The organism is Clostridium sp. LXY-7 (genome assembly GCF_056172015.1).
This window is the reverse complement of the sequence record NZ_JBLLJL010000005.1, coordinates 311034-323584: the sequence shown is the minus strand read 5'-3', so window position 1 is coordinate 323584 and position 12551 is coordinate 311034. Positions and strand designations below refer to the sequence as shown.

Annotated in this window: 14 protein-coding genes; 3 read left to right on the top strand and 11 right to left on the bottom strand. The window is 29.3% G+C overall.

Features of this window, described 5'->3' with window-relative positions; genetic code table 11:
• Nucleotides 1–93: 93 nt before the first annotated feature.
• Nucleotides 94–762: an oxidoreductase gene (locus tag ACI48Q_RS17895; protein WP_474920480.1), complete on the bottom strand. Its 669-nt coding sequence runs from the start codon at nucleotides 760–762 to the stop codon at nucleotides 94–96.
• A gap of 85 nt (nucleotides 763–847) precedes the next feature.
• Between ACI48Q_RS17895 and ACI48Q_RS17890 the strand changes: the two genes are divergently transcribed.
• A complete protein-coding gene (locus ACI48Q_RS17890) occupies nucleotides 848–1168 on the top strand; it encodes a winged helix-turn-helix transcriptional regulator (protein ID WP_474920479.1) in 321 nt (106 codons plus the stop codon).
• A gap of 193 nt (nucleotides 1169–1361) precedes the next feature.
• Here ACI48Q_RS17890 and lepB read toward each other — a convergent pair whose 3' ends face one another.
• The gene (gene lepB / locus ACI48Q_RS17885) at nucleotides 1362–1877 is read right to left on the bottom strand and encodes a signal peptidase I (protein WP_474920478.1); all 516 of its coding nucleotides are present in this window, start codon (nucleotides 1875–1877) and stop codon (nucleotides 1362–1364) included.
• A 372-nt stretch (nucleotides 1878–2249) separates the two neighbouring features.
• Here lepB and ACI48Q_RS17880 point away from each other — a divergent pair, with 372 nt between their 5' ends.
• Nucleotides 2250–2915: an HD domain-containing protein gene (locus ACI48Q_RS17880; protein WP_474920477.1), complete on the top strand. Its 666-nt coding sequence runs from the start codon at nucleotides 2250–2252 to the stop codon at nucleotides 2913–2915.
• Nucleotides 2916–3071: 156 nt separating this feature from the next.
• A complete protein-coding gene (locus tag ACI48Q_RS17875) occupies nucleotides 3072–4265 on the top strand; it encodes a site-2 protease family protein (protein WP_474920476.1) in 1194 nt (397 codons plus the stop codon).
• Nucleotides 4266–4326: 61 nt separating this feature from the next.
• On the opposite strand, the gene ACI48Q_RS17870 is transcribed toward ACI48Q_RS17875, so the two are convergent.
• The 9 genes from ACI48Q_RS17870 to ACI48Q_RS17830 all read right to left on the bottom strand — a co-directional run bounded on the left by ACI48Q_RS17870 (nucleotide 4327) and on the right by ACI48Q_RS17830 (nucleotide 12545).
• Nucleotides 4327–5343: an HAAS signaling domain-containing protein gene (locus ACI48Q_RS17870; RefSeq protein ID WP_474920475.1), complete on the bottom strand. Its 1017-nt coding sequence runs from the start codon at nucleotides 5341–5343 to the stop codon at nucleotides 4327–4329.
• On the bottom strand, nucleotides 5343–5684 hold the full coding sequence (locus ACI48Q_RS17865; protein ID WP_474920474.1) for a PadR family transcriptional regulator: 342 nt from the start codon (nucleotides 5682–5684) through the stop codon (nucleotides 5343–5345). Before ACI48Q_RS17865 ends, ACI48Q_RS17870 begins: the two co-directional genes overlap by 1 nt.
• 323 nt (nucleotides 5685–6007) lie before the next feature.
• Entirely contained in the window at nucleotides 6008–8086 is a 2079-nt protein-coding gene (locus ACI48Q_RS17860) for a helix-turn-helix domain-containing protein (protein ID WP_474920473.1), read from the bottom strand.
• A gap of 48 nt (nucleotides 8087–8134) precedes the next feature.
• Complete coding sequence (locus tag ACI48Q_RS17855; protein WP_474920472.1) at nucleotides 8135–8557, bottom strand: hypothetical protein; 423 nt, start codon at nucleotides 8555–8557, stop codon at nucleotides 8135–8137.
• A 171-nt stretch (nucleotides 8558–8728) separates the two neighbouring features.
• Nucleotides 8729–9124: a GNAT family N-acetyltransferase gene (locus ACI48Q_RS17850; protein WP_474920471.1), complete on the bottom strand. Its 396-nt coding sequence runs from the start codon at nucleotides 9122–9124 to the stop codon at nucleotides 8729–8731.
• 30 nt (nucleotides 9125–9154) lie between these two features.
• Nucleotides 9155–9796 (bottom strand): lactate utilization protein, encoded by a 642-nt coding sequence (locus tag ACI48Q_RS17845; protein WP_474920470.1) that lies wholly within the window; start codon nucleotides 9794–9796, stop codon nucleotides 9155–9157.
• Between the two features lie 173 nt (nucleotides 9797–9969).
• Nucleotides 9970–10728: a nucleotidyltransferase family protein gene (locus ACI48Q_RS17840; RefSeq protein WP_474920469.1), complete on the bottom strand. Its 759-nt coding sequence runs from the start codon at nucleotides 10726–10728 to the stop codon at nucleotides 9970–9972.
• A gap of 572 nt (nucleotides 10729–11300) precedes the next feature.
• Nucleotides 11301–11990 (bottom strand): YjjG family noncanonical pyrimidine nucleotidase, encoded by a 690-nt coding sequence (locus ACI48Q_RS17835; protein WP_474920468.1) that lies wholly within the window; start codon nucleotides 11988–11990, stop codon nucleotides 11301–11303.
• Nucleotides 11991–12071: 81 nt separating this feature from the next.
• Complete coding sequence (locus ACI48Q_RS17830) at nucleotides 12072–12545, bottom strand: DMT family transporter (RefSeq protein WP_474920467.1); 474 nt, start codon at nucleotides 12543–12545, stop codon at nucleotides 12072–12074.
• Between the last annotated feature and the right edge of the window lie 6 nt (nucleotides 12546–12551).

Genomic DNA, 12551 nt, shown 5'->3' with positions numbered 1-12551 from the left:
CCTACATTCTTCAAGAGATCTTCTTTAGTTAAATTATTTATATCAGTGTTATATAAGAAGTTAATGATCTCATCTCTAAAATCTATTTTGCTCTTATCTTTTTATATTATAGATACATCTTTTTCCTTGAGTACGAAAGCATTGATTACATGAAGTACATTTTGGTGCTTTTGGATTGCCATCTGCCCATCTGCTTACAAGGTCAGGTTCACAAATAAGTGGTCTACCCAAAGCAAAATAGGATATGTTGGTACTGTTTAAAATGTCTTCCATTACATCAAGATGTCGGTTACCACCCGTAAGGATGATAGGGATAGGAATATCCTGTGCCAGTTGTGCAGCATGGTCTTTGAAATAACTCTCTCGGTCCTTTGAAACATTAATCTTTGTTCGTGAAGGACTTAGGTTCCTATCAAAAACACTTGGTGTGGAGAGGTTGCCACCGCTAATTTCAATAGCATCTATTCCAGCTTCCGCAAGCATTTTGGAGACAACCATACTTTCCACCCTTGTCAAACCGTCCTCAATGAAGTCCTCGGAATTAATCTTGATGAAAATAGGGAAATCATTTCCAACGGTTTGACGAATCTCATTATAGACATCTAAGATAATTCTTGCACGATTTTCAATACTTCCACCATATTCATCAACGCGAGTGTTATAGTGCGGGCAAAGGAATTGGCTTAGCAGATAGCCATGAGCAGCATGAATTTCTACGCCATCAAACCCAGCTTGTTTTACTCTCCTCACTCTTAATGACATTGTCTGTATTTTTATTATATGGTACAATAATTGGAAAAGAAAGTATGCACTTTTAAGGTAGATACTATCGAAAAGGAGAGTTTGAATGAAAGAAGAAAAAGAGGTTTACTCAAAGCCATTTGAATATACTTTATCTCTAATCGGAGGAAAGTGGAAAATGCATATTTTGTTTTGGCTGTGGCACAAAGAAATTATGCGATATGGAGAGATTAAAAAGGTTATTAACGGCATCACACATAAGATGCTTAGTAGCCAATTAAAAGAGCTTGAAGCGGATGACTTAATTATTCGCAAGGAGTATCCTCAAGTGCCGCCTAAAGTTGAATATCGACTTTCAGAAAAGGGTGATTCTCTCATGCCTGTGCTGGAAGCTATGTGTAAGTGGGGACATCTATTTGTAGAGTAAGCTGTATTTTACCATTAATTATTAGCACTATTATCTAGTTTATCTGATATTCCACTAAAGCAAAACATTGCTATTACAGGTTCAGTAAATCAAATAGAAAAGTATAATAATATATTAGCTAGGGTTAAAGAAAATAATTAGGAAAATCCAAGTAGATAGTAAGAGTTATCTACTTGTTTTTAGGTTCAAAGATTTATTTTAATTTACCAAATCTATTAAATGGGTAGAGCGTAAATTTTGCTTCTCCCATGATATCCTCATAAGGTATGTAGGGGTTTTCCCAGCTTCTAGCATCTTCAGAACCAGATCTATTATCTCCAAAGAATAAGTAATTACCTTCAGGAACAGTAAAGTTTCCAGTTAAGCTACTAGGATTTTTTACATAAGGTTCTTCTAAAAAGTCTCCGTTTATATAGACACTTCCATCATATTTAATTTCAATATTTTCTCCTGGAAGTCCAATTAGTCTTTTTACTAAATCCTTATGAACTTCATCATTATGAAATACTACGATGTCTCCTCTTTCTAGAGTTTTAGCACTATGATTTTTCAGAACAAAAATTCTATCTCCTTCCTTAATGGCGGGAATCATAGATCCAGTGGGAACTTCTATATTGAAAAATACAAATTTATTTAATAGTATAGCTAAGACTATGGCAATTACTACAGGTAAACACCAATCCTTTATAAAATTTATGAATTTGTCCAATGTTAAACACTCCTTCTGTTCTAGTTAAACTTATACGATGATATATAAAATAATAAGACTACTTTATTAATCTATATCTAATATATTCTAATTCTGCCAGTAAATAAAGGATTATTTACAATAATGTATAATATTTATCATGGATAATCTAGAATTTAAATTTGATTTAGATTAAGGTAATGACTCTAGGATTAAGTAATGCTTAGAAATTTAGCTAACAAATGAAGAACATTTAACAATCTTAATCATATGATAATAAGAAAATAAATAACTATGTAGTATAATAATAGTATGGCAAAAATTTGGAATAATAAATAGGATAGAGATAAGCATATTTATTTATAATTTAGTATAGAGAAAGGTTGAGATTTAATGACATTAGTAACATATGAAGACATAAAAAATAATAAGGAGTTTAAAACCTATATAGAAATGGGAGATAAACTTTTAGGAGTGAAAGGATATACAAAACATGAGTTTGGTCATGTAGGAAAGGTAGCAGATACTGCTGGAAATATCCTTCAGATGCTAGACTATAGTAGTAGAGAAGTGGAACTAGCTAAGATTGCAAGTTACATCCATGATATAGGAAATATGATAAATAGGGATGAGCATGCCCAAACTGGAGCAATACTTTGCTTTAATATATTAACTAGACTTGGTATGGAGCCCGATGAAATTGCAGTAGTAGTATCGGCAGTGGGAAATCATGATGAAAGTACAGGAACAGCTGTAAATCCTGTATCTGCAGCACTTATTTTAGGGGACAAAACCGATGTTAGAAGATCAAGAGTAAGAAACACAGACTTTGCTACCTTTGATATTCATGACAGAGTAAATTATGCAGTTGAAAAATCTTTTGTAAATGTAGATAGTGAAAATCGAATTATTCAACTTAACCTAACCATAGATACCTCTATATGTCCAATCATGGATTACTTTGAAATATTCATGGGACGTATGATTATGTGTAGAAGATCAGCAGATTTTTTAAATGCTGAATTTGAATTAATAATGAATGGAACAAGGATATTGTAAAAAAATGTAACTACCCCAGGGGTCGTTACATTTTTTGAATTTATGATAAGAAGTTTGTTTTAATATAGAAAAAATTATATGATATAATGAAATTGCTGTGGATAATATTAACAATTCATTTATTAGTAATAGAATAGATTAAATTGGAGGATATAAATGAAAAGTAAAAAAAATCATATAAAAAAGAAGTATACTTTAGGTGGGATACTATCCATTATAGGAGGTATGGCTATAGGATTTCTAGCTGCTACAATTAATTTTAAGTTTTCTAATGTTGTACCTGATGAATATACAAGCCTTCCACTATGGGGAAATATATTAGTAGTTATAATAATGTATTTTTTCTCTGTAGCTGTACATGAATTGACTCATTTTGTTACCTTTATAAAAAATGGAGTAAAAATGAGAGCTCTTATTATAGGGTTTTTATGCTTTCTTTATGATGGAGAGAAGTGGAAGCTTAAATTAAAATATAATAATGTGACCTCTATAGGTGGAATAGCTGTTCCAAATTTAGGTGTAATTAAAGATGAAGAAGAAATAAAAAAATTACAGCAGGGATTTGCAAGAGCTATAATATCAGCTCCAATTGCTTCGATTATTTTAGGAATTACATATCCTATAATATTTATTCCAATAATGTATAGTGTACAATCAGTAATTTTAAAATCAATTATTTATACCTCTGTAGTTACAGTTATTATAGTTGCAATAATTATAACTCTATCATCTTTTGCTAAAAGTGAGCTAGCTTATGGGGATTTTCCGGCCTATAAGGAATCTAAAAACAATAGATTTTTTATATTAGTTCAACTTTATCAATATGCTATTTTCTCAACAAAACATGATGAGGTAAGAAGAAATAATACCTATCTAAAGGAAGTCATAGTAGAGGAATTAGAGAGAAAATATATGGACAAAGTAACAGATATATTTACTTTAGGAGTAATTGATACTCTTATAGTAGAATATTTAGTAGGAATAATAGATAGCATTCCTAAAGTAGTACAGGATTATGTTGAATATTTCACTGAAAATTATGATATATTAACGAGTAAAAAGTCTATAGAAAATTGTAAAATACTTGGCTTCCACATAGTATACCTATTAGAATCTAAAGGAGAAAGAGAGATGGCATTAAGTTTATATGATAAACTTAGAGAAAATGTACCAGAATCTCATGTCATGAAGTACTATAAAAAACAGGCATCAACTTTGTTAAGGTTAGAAGATCATAGGGAATTTTTAAGAGATAAAAGCAATATTAAAACCTCCTCAGCATTTAGCCTTTGGAATATTTTCGAGGGATATTATGTAGATGACATGAAGCTTAATAGTAGAATTGATTAATTAAAAATATAAAAATAGCACCAAGGTATTTTTCTATACTTTGATGCTATTTTTTATATATTTAATTATTTTTTCTCATTTTCATTGCCTTAATAAGACCTAATACGCTATCAAATACACTTATTACAATAAAGATTGCGGCAAAGCCCCATTTAATACTTATCCATTCTGGTGATGTTTGTGAAAGGGATTTATCAAAAAGATTTCCTATCTTTATTAAGAAATTTTCATTCCAAAGAGTTGTGCTAGCCACCATTATGCATATAATTACACAGGATATAGCATTAGAGCAACTGTTAAGAAGTGCAATTATCATAGTCCATCTTCCAGTTATTATCTTTATACAAGAAATAGTAAGGGCAAAAATTGCAACAATAATCAGTGGAAGTATAAATAACTTAAATTGTGATAGGTCAAATACTGGAGTGATACTTAAAAATTTTCCATCGGATAACTCATAGTAGGCTAATACATTTGGAGAAAATATAAGTATTGCGAGCCAAGGTATTGTAAAAACCATTTCAGCTATTACATCACGACGAAATGCTCTATGGTTAAAGTTTTGGGGTATGGCAGGCAAATCTTCTGGTGACCATTCATTTTTGAAGCCTGATAGAGTATGAATATCATGACAACCTGTTCGCTCCAATATAGCAAATACAACAGTTACCCATAAAAAGGCTTGGATACTACCATCAAAGGCAGAAGCTAACATATTAATAGATAACTTAACTATTATAGAACTATCAAAAATATATCCTCTTATAAAGTCTGATAGACTAGAAAAAAGTGCAATACCCGCAAAGGTACATGCCACAATTACTATAACTAGCTTTAAGGTTGAAATATAACTATCATATATTGAAGGTCCAATTAAATAGTTCTTTGTATTATTATATTCTCCAGCAAGTTTTGCTGGATTTCCAAGGGATAGAAGAACTCTTTTAATATCCTCTTCTGATGGGTCTTCAGGTAACATATCAGCAATGTTAGCACGTAGTTCCTTCGCTACTTCATCTCTAGTGTTTTCTGATAATCTCTTTGTAACAGCATAGATATAACGATCTACTAATTCCATTATTTTTCCTCCTCTAAAAGAGTATTCATTTGAGAAGCTAAACGACTCCACTCCTCTTTCAGTTTTTTAAAAACCTCTTTACCATCATTACTTAATACATAATATTTTCTAGGACGAGTTTCAGTAGTATCCCATTCACTATGCAAAATATTTTGTTTTTCCAAACGGCGGAGTAGAGGATAGAGTGTTCCAGCTTCAATCACTGTATTTTTCTCTTCAAGTAATTGTATAAGTGAATAACCATACTGAGGTGTTTGAAGTTGACTTAATACAGCAAGGGTTAAGGTACCACGCTTAAGTTCCACCATAAAAGTATCTAAAAGAGAATTTATATTATCCATTTTACCACCTCAATATTATAATAGTGTATGACGTACACTATTGTCAATAAAATAATATATAAATTTGATTAAATAGTAAGAAATAGATGAGGATATATATGAAGAGTACTTAAGTTAAAATTTATGGTTGTGTAACTGATTTCCAAGGAGCACCAATGGGACAGAGTGAAGTAAAAGAGATGAGTATAAAAAAATTCATGTGGTTTTAAAAAATAGAGAAAATGGAGAGGGGGAAGAAGGAAGCCTTATATAAAATGAGTTTAAAAGGATTAAAGCCGTTTTTTATAAGTTAATATTATTAAAAATAAAGGTACAAAAACACCTTATTTAGGATGTTTTTGTACCTCATTTATCACAATAAGCATAGCACCATAGCTCTTTAAGGTAGCTAAGATGTTCACAACTACACTTTTTTTGGAATATTTAAATCGGATATTCGGATAGGAAGCCTTTAGGAGAATGCCCTTTTCCTCTTTATTTAACCTAGTTGGCCTGCCCATATCCACCCAGTAGTTATAAGAAGAGCCTGTTTTTTCATTAATTTCATAGGTAGTAACATTAATATCTGAAGGAATGCTAGTTATATTTAAGGAAAGCTTTTTTGAAGTAGCATTCTTTATACCTCTTAATTTTGAGAAGCTATGCAGTGGTATTAATTCACTGATGCTGTCGTGATGAGTATATAGTAGTATTTGATATTGATTAGAGGCTTTAGTAACAATGTAACCATCTCCTTTTGCAACTAAGGTGTCCCCTAATTTATTTAGCAAAGAATAAGCATAAAAAGAAGGTTTCTTGATTCCTTTATCATTTATAAGACCTGGATATCCAAAAAAGACTTCATTAGTGATATTTACTTGCTTATCTAGTACATCAAAGGCTCTAAGGAAGCCTAAATTTCCTTCTTTATTAATAACATTGTGAATGATAAAAGGTATCATATAGGCAGTATCATAAATATTATTTACTTCATCTGTAATATAAAATACTTCTTTTTCAAATTCAACATTATTATCTGAGAGTATTTTTTCTATATCAATTCTTAAATCTAAGGGAAATGAAGAAGAAAATTGAAATTGAAAGTTCTTATAATTAACCGTTTCAATTTCACTAAAATATTCTATAAAAGATAGTAGTATGGTTTTAAATTCTTCATAAAAATAATTGCTCAAATCAAGGACTATTATTGGAATTATATCTAAGAAATCTAAGAATTCAAGAACATCCTTAGCCCTGTTCCAGTTGTAGAAGTTTGAACCAGGGAAAATAGCCATATCAGTGCTAAATACATTTAAAATTCTACCAAATTGAAAATTCATTTCTCCTTGTAGTTCCTCTAAAGCATCTTTATTATCTTCAATAAGTAGATCAAAAGCATCTCCAATGGTGATACACTTATTAAAATCCTTTTTAAAGACTCCTAGAGCGTTTTCCATATCAAAATTAAGTTGATGAATTTTATCTTCATAATTAAATCTATCATAATCCTCAAGGTAGTATATAAGAGAGTCGAGACTTTCTTCTATAGGCAAAAAACTTATTTTTTTCGACTTTTCTAAAGCTTGCGCTGTAGATTTATATCGCTTTCTAAATTGCAAGGGAGTAAGCTTATAGTGAAGCTTAAAATGCTTATTAAAATATCTAGTATGAGAAAAACCAACTTCCTCTGAAATTTCAGAAAGGGTCATATCAGTATCAAGAATAAGTTTTATAGACTCCTCAATTCTTGTGAAGTTTAGAAGGTCCGTAAAGGAATATCCTGTAGCATATTTAATTTCACGAGATAAGTAGTGGGTACTTAAATATTCATTACTGGATATGTCCTTTAAGGTAATATTATCTTTATAGTTAGTGTAAATGTACTTTGATATACTATGGTACCTTTGAAGTTGGGCTTTATTATCTTTAAGTTCTTCCTTTTCATAAATAAGATAATTAAAATTATTGATAAGATGATAAAGAAGCTTAACTAAGATATCTTCTATTTCCTCATCATAATTATCTTGTTTTTGTACAGTTTCACATAAAATTTGTGAAAGGAATACACGTAAATCCTCATATTCCTCACCAAACTGAGCATTCTCTGTAGAGGTTTTAGTATAGAAAAGCATATTGTCTATATCATCGTAGTATTTTTCAAAGAAGTAGGGGTCTATTTGAAATATAATAACTCTATTATTTTCATCATCACTTTGTAGGCTATGGACCTCGTTAATATTAATTATCTCTACTTGATTTTCACTTATAATAAATTTTTCTGTATTAATAAAAAGGTTAATAGTACCTTTAACAACATAAAGAATCTCAATGCAATGGTGCCAATGTATAGGATAATTTTTTATGTTAGCGTAAGAAATAGACAAAGGTATATCGGACGAATAGTTAACATATTCTTTATGCATTTTAACCTCCTTGTAATTCTTAGATTTATAATTATAAATTACATATTATTATGTTCTAAATTTAAATTCTTTCATACATTTTTTACAGGTAACAGTGATATTTCCTTTACCTCTAGGTAATCTTAGTTTTTGTTTACAGTAAGGACATTTAGTTATCTTATACTGCTTATTTTGATTAAGTTTATATTTTATACCATCAAAAGATCTAGATAAATTACTGAAATCTAAAGGGTTAACATTATAGGGAATTTTCATTCCAAATTTGCTAAAAAGCTTGTTAGCATAAGTGTAAAATGTATTATATTCCTTTTTTCGCTGAAAAATATTTCGAGAAAAGGCTCTATAGAATGCAATTATAACAAGTGCAAATCCCAGGGGGGTAGTTAATTTCCATATATTAAAAATTGCGCTTAAAAAGATTAAAAATATCGATAAGAAGTCAAAGCCATATCGACCTTGTAAAAAATTCATATAATCACTCCTAAATATAAATTACAGAATGCTAAATATTATAGCATAAGGTAGTTCTACAAAATACATATTACAATTCTAACGTCTTTAAGTTTAATAGTGTGGATTACACGTCTTTGTTTTTAAAATATTTACAAATTATATAGTATCAAAACTATTAATGAAGAACATTTATGATTTTTTCATTCCAATTGCAAAGGTATTAAAGCCCTTGTCTTTATAATAAGAAACTAAATGCTCTTCACAGAATAACTGAATGTGCAAATTATGTTCTGAACATTTATGAACTAGTAGGTTAAGTATTTCACTACCAATTCCATGATTGCGATAATCAGGGTGAACACATAAACCACATAAATATGCATTTATCATTCCATCTGATATAGCTCTCCCAGTTCCAATTAAATTATTTCTTTCATCATAGGCATATATTACATGCCAGCTTTGCTTCATAGCTTTTGATAATTCTTCCTCAGACAGTTTTAGAAAGTCATTCCATCCTAAATAATCATATAAGGCATATAATTTTTTAGAACATGGGGGATCATTTATATACTTTACTTTCATATTAAGACTCCTTCAGTATTTATTAATTTTTTAATATCCTAAATCTTTTCCTATAATAATGACCTTTATCCTTCCTTTTATAAATTGACCTTTAATAGTGACAAAATCATTGCAAATTCTATTAGGACTTTTGCAATCTATACAATCGCCTAATTTAGTACAAGGAGTATCTTTCCCTAATCTCTTAGCATCAATTGGAGCAGCATATCTCCTTACTCTTTTTTCAGCATCTTCTAAATCTTTAACTAGTTTATTAATTCCTGTAACCACAATAACCTGTTTTGGGCCATATATCATAGGAGCAACTCTACTTCCATTTCCATCAATGTTAAATAGCTCTCCATTTTCGGTTAAAGCATTGGTACTACAAAGAAAGGTATCCGCTGAAAAATTTTTTATATAAATTTCTTTCTTATCTGCACTAGTCAATCCTTCTTTATATTTATCTAAAAATATAAAATTGCCATTTCTTAGAAAGTCAATTACTCCTGTTTCAAAAAGAGTCATGGAATCTCCAACACCAACAATAGAATTCTCGTCTATAAGATTTTTTAATAAGTCTATTAATTTAGGCTCATCCTCAACATAGTAGCCATTAATATTATGTTGTTCTAAATTTTTTATAGTTTTTGAAATTTGAGTTTCTCTATACCATAATACATTCTTGTCCAATTTTCATTTCTCCTTTAGTTTCTATAATGGTGATAATAATTTTGCTATCTTAATAATTATATCCTATAATATTCATCATATCTGAAAATTCTAATTATAGTAAAGACACTTCATGTTAATTACAATCTATATATTTAAATTATAGTCTTATTTCTTAAGAAGTTTATATTAAATTAATGTATAATGAATTTCCTAATAGGCGAAGTGAATTTTGCATTGACATCATTATATGATTCAATTGTACCTATATCATAGCATTCACCAAGGAAATCATAGGTATAAATCTCTCTTATTTTATAAAGCCAAGCTGGAAAATATCCAGGAGCATCAGGATTATTACCTTCTGATAAATATTGATTGAATAATGGTAGAGTATCTTTAGTGTAAATATAGGTAGCATAAACAGCTAAATTTGACTTTGGATTTTCAGGTTTTTCTTCAAAGCCAATAATCTTATTTTTATTGTTGACTTCTGCAACTCCCATTCTTCTTAAATCCTTTAAAGAATTATTTGATTGAACGCAAATACAATTTGAATTTACCTGTAAAAAGTAATTATAAAAATCTACTAGATTATAAGTGAAGAAGTTATCTCCAGCAATAATTAAAAGATCATCATCAATATTCATTTTGTCAATGGTAAAAGATATATCGCCGATAGCACCAAGTTTATTATCATCAGAGGTACTGTCATCATCTAATATTACAATATCTTTCCCAAAAGAAGTATGATTTTTCCATTCTACAAAATTGGTATAGAACTTATGATTTGATATTACATAAATACTATCAATCACATTAATTTTTTCTATTTCCTCACAAATGTAGTCAATTATGCATTTGTTATTTATTTTAAGTAATGATTTAGGCATATTTTCTGTTAATTTTCCAAGTCTAGTAGCATATCCTGCAACTAGTATAATAGCTTTCATTTTAAAATACCTCCTAATAATTTGAGATTATAATTTAATTTTATAACTATTTTAATAATTGTTCAAATGAGAAAGTTGAAGACATGGGAGGAGTAGGAGTAAAAAGAAAAGGCATATGTTAAATAGTAGATTACGGTTTTGTAGTATTTTTAAAACTTTTAATAATAAGGTTGACGCCATTAAAGAGTTAAAAAACATCTAGATTTAATTTGCGAAATCTAGATGTTTTTTAACTATATATGTTGTAATAATGATAATTCATATTAATTAAACATTATACAAATAGGCTTAAATATAAAATTAGATTAATTAGAACTTCATATTATTCCTGTTCAACCGTTTCGAAAACTTGATTTACTAAGGCCCTATTCAAGAAAAAAGCTAAAAGACAACAACTCGGTCCACTCGAACAAGTTGTCTTTCTTAACGCTTTTTACTTTCATAGAACCTAAGTAAATCTAAATTTTCTGCAAATGGTATTCACAGGAATAATATGAAGTTCAATTTCAATATTTTATAAAATAAAAGCCTATTTGTATAATGTAGAAACTTAATTACAACTTATATAATATCTATTTTTCAAGTATATCTTTTAGTTCCATCAAGTTAGAAACCTCATAGGTAGGTTTTATTCCAGTTTTATTTACAATCTTATTAGGATTAAACCAGCAGGTGTCTATACCGAAGTTTATGCCACCTTGTATATCGGAGGTTAAGCTATCTCCAACCATCAATACCTTGCTCTTGTCAGTATGTTTTATATTATTTAAAGCCAGTTCAAATATTTTAGGGTCTGGTTTTGACACCTTAACTTCCTCAGATATTACTATATCTTCAAAGTATTTTGCTATAATAGATTTTCTTATTCTATTATCCTGAACATCTGTAAGACCATTAGTTATTATAGAAAGCCTACAATTCTTATGCAAATTTTCTATAAGGTCTATACTATTATCATATAAGAAGGAGGCAAAAGATAAATGCTTCATATAGGCTTTTGCAAATTCAGCCTCATCAAAGCTAGCATTTAATTTATCTGATAATCTTTTAAATCTTTCAACCTTTAATTTTTTTTGAGTAATAAGTCCATCCTCAAGTTCCTTCCATATAGCCGTATTTATATCTGTGTATAATTTTAAATGATAATTTTCATCATATTCTATATTAAATTCAACCATAGTATTTTTAAAAGCATCTCTTTCAGATTTTTTAAAATCGAATAAAGTTTCATCTGCATCAAATATTATAATTTCGTACTTCATAACAATTTTCCTCCATATAGTTAGTTTTTTTTATTATAACATAGAAATTTTTTTATGAAAAAGTCTTAGAGTTTTAGTGATTTAGCACTCTTCAGCCTTTTTATTTAATTTAAGATTTTCTTGCGCATATCTATTATCAACTCTAGCATTAACTACAAGACCTATAAGAAATAGTACTACTCCGAGCACCTTGCCCTGAGAAAAAACACCTAGGTACATATAATCTATAAGGGCACTGGCAAGCATTTGACCTATAAAGCGAAGTATAACTACATATACCGCTGGTACTTTAGGAACTATAAGGTTAAACAGATAGGTAGTTAAAACCCCTATGAAGCCTCCTAAAAAATAAGGAAGAGGAATAGCTTTTATATCAGAGTAGGAGGGCATAGAGTTTATCATAACGGCACATAGTAAAATAGAGGATAGGGTAGCCATTAAATAGTTTATAATAACTCCATTTATCATACCTTCTCTTTGAGCAAGCTTTCCATTTAGCATCATATTTATAACTATTGATACCCCGGTTAGAAAGGATAAAAAAATATATATCATGTTATT